Source organism: Georgenia sp., from assembly GCF_054605595.1.
This window is the reverse complement of sequence record NZ_JBTSDU010000012.1, coordinates 14,096-27,314: the sequence shown is the minus strand read 5'-3', so window position 1 is coordinate 27,314 and position 13,219 is coordinate 14,096. Positions and strand designations below refer to the sequence as shown.

The window sequence follows — 13,219 nt, the reverse complement described above, 5'->3', positions numbered from 1 at the left end:
TGGCGCTCGGGCGTTGTGGGACCATCGTGCGCCGTGAGCACCTCTGCGCCGAGCGCGCCCCCCACGAACACGTCCTCGGACTGGAAGAACACCTCCTCGGGCTGGCTGGACCGCACCTTCCGCATCACGGAGCGGGGTTCCACCGTCGGTCGCGAGGTCCGCGGCGGCATCGTCACCTTCTTCGCGATGTCCTACATCCTCGTGCTCAACCCGCTGATCCTGTCCACCCCGGACAGCACGGGCGCCTTCCTGGGCGGCGGCACGGACGGTCCGAACCTGCCCGCCGTCGCCGCGGGCACCGCGCTCGTGGCCGGCCTCATGTCCATCCTCATGGGCGCCGTCGCCAACTTCCCGCTCGCGCTCGCGGCCGGGCTCGGCATCAACGCCCTGCTGGCCTACACGATCGTCGGTATGCCCGGCATGACGTGGGGCGACGCGATGGGCCTCATCGTCCTCGAGGGTGTGGTCATCCTCGTCCTGGTGCTGACCGGGCTGCGCGAGGCCATCTTCAAGGCCGTCCCCACCCAGCTCAAGGTCGCCATCTCGGTGGGCATCGGCCTCTTCATCGCCCTGGTCGGGCTCGTCAACGCCGGCATCGTGCGCGCCGGCGGGGGCACACCGCTCGGGCTCGGCGTCAACGGCTCCCTCACCGGGTGGCCGTCGATCGTGTTCGTCGTCGGGCTCTTCCTCATCGGCATCCTCATGGTCAAGAAGGTGCGCGGGGCGATCCTCATCGGCATCGTCGTCGCCACGGTGCTGGCCGCGATCGTCGAGGCGGCCGCCGATCTCGGGCCGCTCGGCGCGGAGAACCCCGGCGGCTGGGGCCTGAGCGTCCCCGCACTCGAAGGCTCCCTCGTGCAGGCGCCCGACTTCGCGACGTTCGGCACGTTCTCGCTGTTCGGTGCGTTCGAGAAGATCGGCCCCGTCGCCGCACTGCTCCTCATCTTCTCCATCATGCTGGCCGACTTCTTCGACACCATGGGCACGATGGTCGCCATCGGTGCCGAGGGCGACCTGCTCGACGAGGACGGCAACCCGCCGAACACCAGCCGCATCCTCATCGTCGACTCGATCGCCGCGGCGGCGGGCGGCGCGGCCGGCGTCTCGTCCAACACGAGCTACATCGAGTCCGCGACCGGCGTCGGCGACGGCGCCCGGACCGGCTTCGCCTCGATCGTCACGGGCGTGGCGTTCCTGCTGGCGACGTTCCTCTCCCCGCTCGCGGCCTTCGTGCCGTACGAGGCCGCGACGCCGGCGCTCGTGATCGTCGGCTTCCTGATGATGCAGCAGGTCACCGAGATCTCCTGGCGCGACATCACGATCGCCATGCCGGCGTTCCTGACGATCGTGCTCATGCCGTTCTCCTACTCGATCACGGTGGGCATCGGCGCCGGGTTCATCGCCTACGTGGTGCTGTCCGCCGCGAAGAAGGGCGGCGCCCGCCAGGTGCACTGGCTCATGTGGATCGTCGCGGCGCTGTTCGTCGTCTACTTCACGCTCGGCCCGATCCAGCAGGCACTCGGCATCTGACGACCCCCGGGCGGGCAGCCCGCCCGCCCGGGCCGGCCGCCGACGGCGCGGAGCCGGCATGTGACGCTTACCTCTGGTAATTAGCAAAGGTAATGACCTAGACTAAGCGACGATGACTGCTGCGACTGCTCCCCCGACACCCAGGACCGAACGGCGCCCCGACCTCGCCACGAACGTGCGCATCGCGGTGCTGCGACTCTCGCGGCGCCTGCGCACCGGGTCGACGCTCGAGGTGACCGAGGCGCAGCACTCCGTGCTCTCCGCGCTCTACCACCTCGGCCCGATGACGGCCGGGAAGCTGGCCGAGCACGACCACGTGCAGCGCCCCTCCATGACGCGCACCATCGCCTCCCTCGAGGAGCGCGGCCTCGTCTCCCGCGGGACCGACCCCGCCGACAAACGCTGCGTCGTCGTCGCCGGGACCGACGCCGGGCTCGATCTCGTCAAGGAGATCAAGCGACGACGCAACGCATGGCTCGACAAACGGCTCGCGAAGCTGACGCCCGCGGAGCGCGAGACCCTCGCGCAGGCCGCGACCATCCTGCGAAGGATGGTGGAGGATTGAGCAAGACCTTCTACTCGCTCCGCTACTTCAACTACCGGCTCTGGTTCGTCGGGGCCCTGGTCGCCAACATCGGCACGTGGATGCAGCGCGTGGCCCAGGACTGGCTCGTGCTGGCCATCCTGCCCAACGGCTCCGGGCTCGCCGTCGGCATCGTCACCGGCCTGCAGTTCCTGCCCGTCCTCCTGCTCAGCCCGTACGCCGGACTGCTCGCCGACCGGCTGCCACGGCGTAAGATGCTCATCGCCACCCAGAGCTCGATGGGCGTCCTCGCGGCCGCGCTCGGCGTCCTCGTGCTCACCGACCAGGCGGCGCTGTGGCACGTCTATGTGTTCGCCTTCCTGCTCGGCGTGGCCAGCGCGCTCGACGCACCCGTGCGGCAGACGTTCGTGGCGGAGATGGTGCCCGCGCAGGACCTGCCCAACGCCGTCGGGCTGAACTCGACCTCGTTCAACATCGCCCGCCTGATCGGCCCGGGGGTTGCCGGACTGCTCATCGCCGCCGTCGGGCCGGGCTGGGTGTTCCTCATCAACGCCGTCTCCTTCGGCGCCACGATCTTCTCCCTGACGTTGATGCGCGGGACCGAGCTGCACGAGCTGCCGCACACCACGCGAGGCAAGGGGCAGGTGCGTGAGGGCCTGGCCTACATCAGGCGGCGGACCGACGTCATGGTCATCCTGCTCGTCGTGGGCGTGGTCGGTGCGTTCGGGCTGAACTTCCAGCTGACGTCCGCCGTCATGGCGCGTGAGGAGTTCGGCAAGGGGGCGGGGGAGTACGGCATCCTCGGTTCGATCCTCGCCATCGGCTCGCTCGCCGGGGCGCTGCTCGCGGCGCGGCGCAGGCGCCCGCGGGTGCGGCTCGTGATCGCGGCGGCCTTCGCCTTCGGCGTCGCCATGGGGGTCCAGGCGCTCATGCCCACGTACGAGCTGTACGCGCTGCTGTCCATCCCGGTGGGGTTGTTCTCGCTGACGATGATGACCGCGGCGAACACCACGGTGCAGATGTCCACCGAGCCCGCCATGCGTGGGCGGGTCATGAGCATCTACATGATGGTCTTCCTGGGGACCACGCCGATCGGGTCGCCGATCGTGGGGTGGATCTCCGAGGCGTTCGGGCCGCGCTGGTCCGTGGGTGTGGGGGCCATCGCCTCGATCGTCGTCGCCGTGGTGGCGGCGCTGTGGGTCAAGCGGTCCTGGCACATCGAGGTGCACTACTCCCGCACCCGACCGCACCTGGTGCTGGACGGGCCGGGCGAGCGGAACGAACGGGCCGAGGAACGGGCCGAGGAACGGGCCGAGCGTGAGCTGACGGCGCTGGCCCTGGCGAGCGAGGACGCACAAGAGCGCAGTGCCTCCGCCTGACCGCGGGGTGTGGGACGCCCGGTTGCGCCCCGAGCGGGGCTGTCGGTGGCGCCGCGCTGCCGGTGGCGCCTACGAGGCGGCGACCTGGCACTCCACCGGCGTCCTGCCGAAGAGCATGATCTCGTACCGTGCGGCGCCGCCGGCGGCGACGCTGGGGATACGCCCGTGGCCGGCGGCCACCTCCGCGCCGTCCTCGTCCACGCAGACGGCGGCGACGGGCACGGCGGTCCGCTCGCGCGGGTAGCTCGAGGTCACCGTCCCGCGCAGGACCGGGTTGATCGGCTCGTCGAGGATGGTGCTGCTCCGCGCCGTGATCGCGGGCTGGTCGAGAGAGGCCTCGACGGACGTCACGGCGTGCTGCGCCTCGATCGAGGCGACGGTCGTGCCCGGCGGTGGGAAGACGTCCAGGACGAACGGCGTCGACCCGCCGCCCGCCGCGCGCACCTCCGTCACGTCCTGGGTCAGGATCTGGCCCGCGTCGTCGTGCGTGGTGACGGTGACGCTCACGTACGCCACGTGCGGGTCGTCGTTGCGGACGGTGCCGAACGCGACGTCGTGCTGCTCGGTGTCGACGAACCCGAGATCGGTGACGGTGGACGTCCGCGCGGGGCCGGCCCGGTGCGCGAACAGCTGGACCGAGCTCGCGGCCGCCGCCGGGGAGGGGTCCGCCGCGGCGCCGGAGACCTGCTCGGCCACGAGCACCGACGGCCCGCCCGAGCTGCACCCGGCCAGGAGAGCGAGCGCGATCAGCACCGTGGTGGCGGCGGCGTGCGGGGCCTGGTGCATCGGCGAGTCTCTCGGGCTGGTGGTGGGATCTCTCCCTCACAGTCTTCGGCAGACCGCACGAAGATGTGACGCGAATCCCCCCGTGAGCGGGCCCGATCGGAGCGGTCAACCCAGGTGCTCGACCACCCAGTCCACGCACGCCGTCAGCGCCGCGACGTCGGCCGTCTCGACGGCGGGGAACATCCCCACCCGTAGCTGGTTGCGGCCGAGCTTGCGGTACGGCTCCGTGTCGATCACGCCGTTCGCCCGCAGGGTCGCCGCCACGGCCGCCGCGTCCACCTGCTCGGCGAGGTCGACCGTGCCCACCACCGGTGAGCGGTGTGCCGGCTCGGCGACGAACGGCGTCGTGAACGCGCGCCGCTCCGCCCAGTCGTACAGCACCGCCGCCGACGCCGCCGAGCGCGCCGCGGCCCAGGTGAGGCCCCCGTTCTCCAGCAGCCACTCCACCTGCTCCGCGAGCAGCACCAGCGTGGCCACCGCCGGGGTGTTCAGCGTCTGGTCCAGGCGTGAGTTCTCCACCGCGAGCTGCAGGTTCAGGAAGTCCGGGACCCACCGCTGCGCGGTGAGCTCCGCGATGCGGGTGAGCGCGGCGGGGGAGACGACGGCGAGCCACAGCCCGCCGTCGGCCGCCAGCACCTTCTGCGGGGCGAAGTAGTAGACGTCGGTCTGCGCCAGGTCCACCGCCACGGCACCCGCGATCGACGTCGCGTCCACCACCGTGAGGTCGCCGCCGCCGCCGAAGCGCCGCACCGGTGAGACGACGCCGGTGGAGGTCTCGTTGTGCGGGTAGGCGTACACGTCGACGCCGGTAACGGTGACGCACTCGGCCAGGCCGCCGGCCGGGACCGTCCGGCTGTCCGACGCCTCGAGGAACGGGGCCCGGTCGGTCGCGGCGGCGAACTTGTGGCCGAACTCCCCGAAGTCGGCGTGCTGGGCACGGGTACGTACGAGGGAGAACGTGGCCGCGTCCCAGAACGCCGTCGACCCGCCGTTGCCCAGGATGACCTCGTACCCCGCCGGCGCACCGAGGAGCTCCGCGAGGCCCACCCGGATGCGGCGCACCAGATCCCGCACCGGTGCCTGCCGGTGGGAGGTGCCCAGCAGCGTGGGCGCCAGCGCGGCGAGCATCTCGACCTGGGCGGGGCGGACCTTGCTGGGGCCGCAGCCGAGGCGGCCGTCGGTGGGGAGGAGGTCGGTGGGGATGACGAGGGTCTCCATGACCGGGATCATCCCACCGCGCGGCGGGCGGGCGCTGCGGTGTCCGCCGGCCGAAGGCTTCGGCCGGACCAGGCGGACGGACTCTCGCCCAGCGCCCCGCCGCCGTCAGAGCTGCCGGCGCACCTCGAGCACGTGTGCCGACCACCCGGCCGTGCGCGCGCACATGTACATCGCGCTCATGAGGTTCGGTGCCACGCCGGCGTGGTCCAGCAGGATCGCGCCCCAGAACAGCGCGTTGGGGCGGGTGGCGGGCTCACCCGCCGGTGCCCGCACGGCGAGCGCCTCCCGGGCCGCGCGGACGAACTCGTCGGCGACCTCGACGTGGCGCGCCCCGAGCCGCACGCAGGCGTCCCGCAGGAGCATCACCCGGTTGTCCAGCGGCAGGGCCACGTCCCCGAAGCCCGGCAGGCTCGGGTGCGTGGCGAGGTAGTCGGACACCACCGCGGCGCAGTCCCCGTCGCGTTCGGCCCGCTCGACCAGGGCGAGGCCGCGGGCGACGGCGCCGCCACCGAAGGGGCCGCTGGCGACCGCGACCGCCGCCGCCAGGCACGAGGCGACGTCGGTGCCGACCTCGGCGGCCAGGCGCGCCGTCCGGGTGGAGGGGACGAGCCCGTTCTCCGCCATGACCAGCCAGAACATGTCGAGGGCGGCCACGGCGACCGGGTCCGCCGCGCCCCGCCAGCGGACGAGGAAGCGTTCGGCCGCGGTGCTGACGAGGTCGATCTCGCGCTGCGGGACGGCGGGCACCTGGTCCCCGCGCGCCGACTGCGCGACGAAGCTGCACGCCATCACCGAGGCGCGGACGAGGTTCTCCCGAACCTCGGCGGCCGGGATCTCGTGCAGCGGCCGGAAGGACCACACGGCGGTCAGCTGCGCGAGCGCGGACTGCACGTCGACCCGCACGTCGCCCGTGCGCACCGGCAGGTTGAACGGCTCCGCCGGTGGCAGCAGCGGCGTCCGGACACCGTCGACCAGCAGGCCCCAGACCTCGTCGAACGGCGTCCCGACGAGCGAGGAGACATCGACCCCACGGTAGGCGGGCATCCCGGAGGCCTCGTCGGGCGTGAAGATCGGTACCGCGCCGGCACGGTCAGGGGGAGGGGATGTGAGCGTCATCACGCGCACCATAGACACGTCTCGATCGCCGGGCGAAATCGTCGCGGCCGCCGGTGCGGGGCCCGGCCGCCAAGCCGCCTGAGCGCATGTGCGCCGACCTCTCTATCCTGGACGCAGAACGGCGCCGCATCGGGCGTGGTGCCACGCCATCGTCGCCGCAGACCAGAGAGAACGGGGAACGCGTGAGCGACCTGATCGACACCACCGAGATGTACCTGAAGACGATCTTCGAGCTCGAGGAGGAGGGTGTGCCGGCGCTGCGCGCCCGTATCGCGGAGCGCCTGGGGCACTCCGGCCCCACGGTCTCGCAGACCGTGGCTCGGATGGAGCGAGACGGCCTCCTGGTGCTCACCGACAACCGCCGGCTCCGGCTGACCGAGGCCGGCCAGGCCAAGGCGACCAGGGTGATGCGCAAGCATCGGCTGGCCGAACGGCTGCTCACCGACGTGGTCGGCCTCGAGTGGCCCTTCGTGCACGAGGAGGCCTGCCGGTGGGAGCACGTGATGAGCGAGCGGGTCGAGCGTCGGCTCCTCGAACTGCTCGACCACCCCGACTTCGACCCGTACGGCAACCCGATCCCGGGCCTGGCCCAGCTGGGCGAGGCGGGCCCCGCCCGGGCCACCCCGGTGCGCTCCCTGGCCGACGTCGTCGCAGAGACGAGCCGCGACGACCCGCCCACCGAGCCACGAACCCTCGCCGGGGAGTCCCTGGTGCGTCTCGATGTCGAGCTCACGCGTATCGGCGAGCCGCTCCAGGTCGACGTCGAGCTCCTCGGGCGGCTGGCCGACGCCGGGTTGCGCCCAGGCATCCGGGTCGAGGTGGCGGTCCGCGGCGACGGACATGACGTCGTCTCGCTGCGCGCCCCCGGCGCCGAGGTGGTGCTCGACCTGCCCGACGAGATCACGCGGCACCTCTACGTCCGTCCGTGACCGGGACACCCGGCAACGCCGCAGGTCAGGCTGTGACGTGCCGCACTCCCGTTATCGGGATGTGACATTTGGGGGTGTGTGGCTCTACTGTCGGGGGTGCTCGCCGGTTGGTGGCGGGTCTCCGGGTTGTTGTTCGAGCCCTGCCGGGCCCGGGGTGTGTGATGTGTGCCGGCAGGGACGGGGGACCCAGGTTCGTGGTTCCGGAGGTCCGCTCTTGTGGGGCGGGGTTTTCGGGGTCTTGGGGTGTAGTACCGGTCGGCCTCCTTGGGGGGTGGGGCGGTGCCGGGTGTGGTTGCCCGAACCCGACAGCTCACCTCGTAGGGCGGCCATTGGAGAGGTTTTCTCTTGAGCAGCACGGTTTCTGCGCGGCATCGCGCGGCGCGTCGTCCGGTGATGGTGTGGTCGGGATCGGCGGCGCAGGTGCGTCGGTCGGTGGCGGTGGTGGCGTCTTCTGGTCTGGTGTTGACGATGGCGGGTACGGCCGCGTCGGCGGCGGAGGTCTCGGCCCTGCCGCGGGTGGATGTCTCGGCGGCGGTTGCCCCGGCCCTGTCCGTGTTGGCGACGGCGTCGGTGTCGGTGCCGGCGGAGTTGACCTGGTCCCTGGCCGGTGAGGTCGCCGCGGAGGCGACCCCGGCCCCGGTGGTCCGCCGCACGGTGGTGGTGGCCGCGCGCACGGGTGCGCGTGCGCCGCTGGCCGATGCCCAGGCCGCGGCCCCGGCCCAGTCGGCGGCTCCCGCCCAGGAGGCTGCCGCGGTGCCGGCACCGGTCGCGTCGGCGTCCGCGATCGTGGACTATGCCCGCCAGTTCGTGGGGACCCCGTACGTGTACGGCGGGTCGACCCCGGCCGCGTTCGACTGTTCCGGGTTCACGTCCTACGTCTTTGCCGCGTTCGGGATCTCCTTGCCGCGTTCCTCCTCCGCGCAGGCGGGTGCGGGGGTGGTCGTCTCCGCGGACCAGGCCCGCCCCGGTGACCTGGTCTGGTGGCCCGGCCACATCGGGATCTACACCGGTGGCGGCAACCACATCGCCGCCCGCAACCCCGGCACCGCCCTGTTCGAGGGCCCCATCCCACACTCCTCCCCCACCTTCATCCGCGTCGCCTGACCCCACCCGACGCCATGGCGGCCCCACCCGGGCCGCCATCGTCGCCCGGCCGACGGTGCCGTCATCGCCGGCCGGCCGACAGTCACGCACCGGGCGCGGGGTCGGGCGCGCCGTCGCACACTGTCCTGGCTTCACCAAGACCACCCCGTAGGATTCCCCTGTGATGTTCAAGTCCGTGGGCGACGTCCGCCCGTACCCGGACCACGGGCTCGTCAGCCCACGCGACTGGGCCGCCGTCCCTCCGCGCCAGGTGCGACTCGACCAGCTCATCACCACCAAGAGCCAGCTGGACCTGCGGTCCCTGCTCTCCTCGGACTCGACGTTCTACGGCGACCTCTTCGCGCACGTGGTCTCCTGGCAGGGCAACCTCTACCTCGAGGACGGCCTGCACCGCGCACTCCGGGCCGCCCTCCAGCAACGCCTCGTGCTGCACGCCCGCATCCTCGAGCTCGACGCTGACGGGCGTCGGACCAACTGAGCACTACCGTGTCCGCATGATCGCCACCGCCACCTCGGACGCCGAGCGGCGTCGCCAGGCCAGAAGGCACCGACTGCAGCAGCGGCAGACCATCATCTTCGGTGGACTGATCACCGCCCTGCTCCTCGTCGGCCTCATCGCCCTGGCGATGTGGAGCGGCGTCCTGCCCGCGCCGTTCGGCCGCGACTTCTCGCGTCCGGCGCCGAAGGCCGATGCCGTCGTCGTGCCGTGCGTGCCCGAGGGTGCCATCCCGGTGGCCTTCACCGAGATCACCGCGAACGTCTACAACGGGACCGACCGCGCCGGGCTGGCCGGGGAGACGGGGCAGGCGCTGGTGCAGCTGGGGGTCGTCGTCAACCAGCAGGCGAACTGGCCCGACCCGTATGAGGAGGCCGTCCTGATCAGGGTCGGGCCGCTGGGTGTCACCGCGGGCTATTCCGCGGCGAGACTGTTCCCGGCCGCCACCGTCACGCTCGACTCCACCCGGACGGACGAGACCATCGACGTCGTGCTCGGCTCTGCGTACACGGCGATGGCCGCGCCCGAGGAGGCGGCCGCGCTCGACCCCGCCGCGCCACTCGCCTCCCCGGAGGGCTGCACGCCCGTCGAGACGCAGCCCGCCGAGGAACCCGCCGCCACGTGACGGTCGTCGGATTCCTCGGCCTGCCACTCGCCCACATAGCCGTCGGGCTCGGCACGCCACCCGCCCGGCCGCACGGGCGCCGTCGGGTCCGGGCCGCGCCGGCACCGCCTACGGCTCCCGGCGGAGCTCACCCGCCAGCTCGGCACCGGCCGGCGCGGACGCCGGGCTGGCAGCCTCCTGGACCGTCCCGCGGGCCCGCGCGATCTGCCGCATCACGTGGTAGACGATGATCGCAGCGGCCGACCCCAGGGCGATGCCCTCCAGCCGCACGTCGCCGATCACCCAGGTGTAGTTGGCGATGCCGATGATCAGCGCGATGGCTGCGGTGTTGAGGTTCACCGGGTCGGAGAAGTCGACACGGTTCTGCACCCAGATGCGCGCGCCGAGCATGCCGATCATGCCGTAGAGCACGGTAGCGGCCCCACCGAGCACGCCCACGGGTATGGTCGCGATGATCTCCCCGAACTTCGGCGAGAGGCTCAGCAGCAGCGCCGTGAGGCCCGCGACCAGGTAAGCGGCGGAGGAGTACACGCGGGTGGCCGCCATCACGCCGATGTTCTCGGCGTACGTCGTCGTGCCCGAGCCGCCGCCGGAGCCGGCGAGCACGGTGGAGAGACCGTCGGCGATGAGTGCGCGGCCGGTGACGTCGTCGAGGTCCCGGCCCGTCATCGCGGCGACGGACTTCACGTGACCGACGTTCTCCGCCACGAGCACGAGCACCACCGGCAGGAACAGGCCGAGCGTGGCCGGCTCGAACGTGGGTGCGGTGAAGTCGGGCAGCCCGACCCACCCGGCCGCGGCGACGGCGTCGAAGTCGACCTCACCGCGCACGATGGCGGTCGCGTACCCCACGAGCACGCCGACCAGGATGGACAGTCGCCCGAGCAGGCCGCGGAACAGCACCGTGCACAGGATGATCGCGGCGACGGTGACGGTCGCCGTCGCGGGCGCTGCCTGCACGTTGCCCCAGGCGCTGGGCGCCAGGTTGAACCCGATGAGCGCGACGATCGCGCCGGTCACGGTCGGCGGCATGATGACGTTGATCCACCGCGCGCCGGCGACGTGCACCACCACGCCGATGAGCGCGAGCAGGATGCCGACCGAGATGATACCGCCGAGCGCGGAGGACATCCCGAACAGGTCGGTCGCCGCGGTGATCGGCGCGATGAACGCGAAGCTGGAGCCGAGGTAGCTCGGCACCCGGCCGGCTGTGATCACCAGGAACAGCAGCGTCCCGGTGGCCGAGAAGAACAGCGTCGTCGCCGGGTCGAACCCGGTGATGAGGGGCACGAGGAACGTCGCCCCGAACATGGCGACGACGTGCTGCGCACCGATGCCGATGGTCGCCGGCCAGGACAGCCGCTCGTCCGGTGCGACGACCTCACCCGCCCCGATGTGCCGGCCGTCGCCGTGCAAGCGCCAGCCACGCCGTACGGTCCCGACCTGCTCCGGCGCGTTCTTCCCCGATGCGCCCATGGCGCCTCCCGTCGTCGTCTCCGCGCCCGACGGGCCCGGTCGGGAGACAAGGGTAGTGAAGCGTCCAATACGCTCGCGCCATGAAGCCATTCCTGCTGCTCGCCTCGCGGCCCGAGGACGCCGTCGCCGACACCGAGTACGCGGCGTTCCTGCGTTACGGCGGGCTCGCCGAGCGCGAACTCGTGCGCGTCCGGCTCGAAGCGGGGCCGATGCCGCGGCTCGACCTGACCGACTACTCGGGCATCGTCGTCGGCGGCAGCCCCTTCACCGGGTCGATCCCGATCGAGCACAAGAGCGACACCCAACGCCGGGTCGAGGCCGAGCTGGACGCGCTGCTCGACGACGTCGTCGCCGTCGACTTCCCGTTCCTCGGGGCCTGCTACGGCGTCGGCACGCTCGGCCGGCACCAGGGTGCGGTCATCGACGGCACATACAGCGAGCCGATCGGCGCCCCCCTGATCGAGCTGACCGACGCCGGTGCCGCGGACCCGCTGCTCGACGGCCTGCCGCCGACGTTCCGTGCCTTCGTCGGGCACAAGGAGGCGATCACGCGCCTGCCCGGGCACGCCGTCCGGCTCGCCGGCTCGGCCGGCTGCCCCGTCCAGATGTTCCGCGTCCGCTCGAACCTGTACGCCACCCAGTTCCACCCCGAGCTCGACGCCGAGGGGCTGCTCGAGCGGATCCGGGTCTACCGCGACGCGGGGTACTTCTCGCCGGAGGAGCAGGACGAGGTGGAGCGCGCTGCGGTGCGCCACCCGGTGTCGGTGCCGGCGCACATCCTGCGCGCCTTCGTCGAACGCTACGCGCGGGACCGAGGAGGCGACCGCGTGCTCGCGTGACACCGGGCAGATCGTCGTGGGCTGCGCACGGGACCGAGGAGATCGCCCGGGCCGTCCGCGCCACTCGTGTGCCTCGGCTCTCGACCTGACCGAGCTCGCCGCGGTGCGCTGCCGCTGGGGAACTGCGCCGGATCGTCGCCGGATACCGTGCGGGACGGCGGCGCAGGGTCACCGGATACCGTGACGGCAGCCGGAGAGAGAGTTGGCCCATGAACCTGCCCGAGGACCTGCTGGCCGTCCGGGCCATCGCTTTCGACGTGGACGGCACGCTGGCCGGCACCGACCACCGGATCAGCCCTCGTACCCTGCGGGCGCTCGCCGATCTCGATGCCGCCGGGATCGAACCCATCATCATCACCGGCCATATCCTCCACGCCGCGACCCGCATCCTGGCCGACGCCGGGATCGACGGCTACGCGGTCGGCTCCAACGGCTCCATCGCCGCCGACACCCGCGACCCCGTCCCGCTGTACACGTCGATGATGGACGTCACCGAGGTGGCGGCGGTGGTCGGGTTCTGCCACGGCCGGGCGATCGAGCCCGCCCTGTTCACCCCGGACGCCATGGTCGTGGAGTCGGGCAGCGTGATCGACGGGCTGCTGCGCACCGCGGACCCGCTCTCCGTGACGCTCGCCGTCCCGCACGAGAAGCTGCCGCTCACGGAGACGACCAAAGTCGCCGTCTTCGGCGACACCGTCACGCTGGACGCCCTCGACGGCGAGATCCGGTCCACGTTCCCCCGGATGGTGCGCTCGATGGACACCGCGTTCGAGATGAGCGCGGTCGGTACGGACAAGTGGGCGACGCTCGCGGCGGTGCTCGAGCGGATCGGGATCACGCCCGAGCAGGTCGCCGGCGTGGGGGACGGCGAGAACGACGTCGTGTGGCTCTCCCGCATCGGGTTCCCGATCGCGATGGGCAACGCCCGCGGGCCGGTGCGTGCCGTCGCCCGGCTTCAGATCGGTCACCACGGGGACGATGCGGTGGCCGAGCTGGTCGAGTCGATCGTGGCCGCGCGCGAGACGAAGCCTGGACCCAGGGGCTGAGATGTGCCGGCACCGGCCGGCCCGAGCGGTGCCTGCCGGCCACCCGTGACGGCTCGGCCGGCGTGCGGCCACCGCCCGCACACGACGAAACCCCCCGCTCGAAGCCCTTCCGGGCCCCTCACAGAGGGTTC

The 13,219-nt window shown here is 72.2% G+C and carries 13 protein-coding genes; 9 read left to right on the top strand and 4 right to left on the bottom strand.

Translation table 11 applies throughout. The annotated features are described in order from the left end of the window. Positions 1-33 precede the first annotated feature (33 nt). The 3 genes from ACYC1Z_RS03065 (at position 34) to ACYC1Z_RS03055 (ending at position 3,453) form a co-directional block, all read left to right on the top strand. Complete coding sequence (locus ACYC1Z_RS03065; protein WP_461408060.1) at positions 34-1,530, top strand: NCS2 family permease; 1,497 nt, start codon at positions 34-36, stop codon at positions 1,528-1,530. Between the two features lie 112 nt (positions 1,531-1,642). After that, positions 1,643-2,095: a MarR family winged helix-turn-helix transcriptional regulator gene (locus tag ACYC1Z_RS03060; RefSeq protein ID WP_461408059.1), complete on the top strand. Its 453-nt coding sequence runs from the start codon at positions 1,643-1,645 to the stop codon at positions 2,093-2,095. After that, entirely contained in the window at positions 2,092-3,453 is a 1,362-nt protein-coding gene (locus ACYC1Z_RS03055) for an MFS transporter (RefSeq protein WP_461408058.1), read from the top strand. Before ACYC1Z_RS03060 ends, ACYC1Z_RS03055 begins: the two co-directional genes overlap by 4 nt. Before the next feature lie 69 nt (positions 3,454-3,522). Here ACYC1Z_RS03055 and ACYC1Z_RS03050 read toward each other — a convergent pair whose 3' ends face one another. The 3 genes from ACYC1Z_RS03050 to ACYC1Z_RS03040 form a co-directional block, all read right to left on the bottom strand. Beyond that, on the bottom strand, positions 3,523-4,239 hold the full coding sequence (locus tag ACYC1Z_RS03050) for a hypothetical protein (RefSeq protein ID WP_461408057.1): 717 nt from the start codon (positions 4,237-4,239) through the stop codon (positions 3,523-3,525). 105 nt (positions 4,240-4,344) lie between these two features. After that, positions 4,345-5,457, bottom strand: a complete 1,113-nt coding sequence (gene serC / locus ACYC1Z_RS03045; protein WP_461408056.1) for a phosphoserine transaminase — start codon at positions 5,455-5,457, stop codon at positions 4,345-4,347. A 105-nt stretch (positions 5,458-5,562) separates the two neighbouring features. Continuing rightward, entirely contained in the window at positions 5,563-6,573 is a 1,011-nt protein-coding gene (locus tag ACYC1Z_RS03040) for a citrate/2-methylcitrate synthase (RefSeq protein WP_461408055.1), read from the bottom strand. A gap of 182 nt (positions 6,574-6,755) precedes the next feature. Here ACYC1Z_RS03040 and ACYC1Z_RS03035 point away from each other — a divergent pair, with 182 nt between their 5' ends. The 4 genes from ACYC1Z_RS03035 (at position 6,756) to ACYC1Z_RS03020 (ending at position 9,727) form a co-directional block, all read left to right on the top strand. Continuing rightward, positions 6,756-7,502 (top strand): metal-dependent transcriptional regulator, encoded by a 747-nt coding sequence (locus ACYC1Z_RS03035; RefSeq protein WP_461408054.1) that lies wholly within the window; start codon positions 6,756-6,758, stop codon positions 7,500-7,502. A 468-nt stretch (positions 7,503-7,970) separates the two neighbouring features. Next, a complete protein-coding gene (locus ACYC1Z_RS03030; protein WP_461408053.1) occupies positions 7,971-8,606 on the top strand; it encodes a C40 family peptidase in 636 nt (211 codons plus the stop codon). Positions 8,607-8,766: 160 nt separating this feature from the next. Beyond that, positions 8,767-9,084, top strand: coding sequence for a type II toxin-antitoxin system VapB family antitoxin (locus ACYC1Z_RS03025; RefSeq protein ID WP_461408052.1), 318 nt, complete (start codon positions 8,767-8,769; stop codon positions 9,082-9,084). A gap of 16 nt (positions 9,085-9,100) precedes the next feature. Further along, positions 9,101-9,727 carry a LytR C-terminal domain-containing protein gene (locus ACYC1Z_RS03020; protein ID WP_461408051.1) on the top strand — a complete coding sequence of 209 codons (627 nt, stop codon included), beginning with the start codon at positions 9,101-9,103 and terminating at the stop codon, positions 9,725-9,727. 108 nt (positions 9,728-9,835) lie between these two features. Here the strand turns inward: ACYC1Z_RS03020 and ACYC1Z_RS03015 are convergent, their stop codons facing one another. Next, positions 9,836-11,203, bottom strand: coding sequence for a uracil-xanthine permease family protein (locus tag ACYC1Z_RS03015; protein WP_461408050.1), 1,368 nt, complete (start codon positions 11,201-11,203; stop codon positions 9,836-9,838). A gap of 80 nt (positions 11,204-11,283) precedes the next feature. On the opposite strand from ACYC1Z_RS03015, the gene ACYC1Z_RS03010 reads away from it, so the two are divergent. Both ACYC1Z_RS03010 and ACYC1Z_RS03005 read left to right on the top strand, forming a co-directional pair. Then, positions 11,284-12,042, top strand: coding sequence for a glutamine amidotransferase (locus ACYC1Z_RS03010; RefSeq protein ID WP_461408049.1), 759 nt, complete (start codon positions 11,284-11,286; stop codon positions 12,040-12,042). Between the two features lie 209 nt (positions 12,043-12,251). Next, entirely contained in the window at positions 12,252-13,088 is an 837-nt protein-coding gene (locus ACYC1Z_RS03005) for an HAD hydrolase family protein (RefSeq protein WP_461408048.1), read from the top strand. Positions 13,089-13,219: the final 131 nt, after the last annotated feature.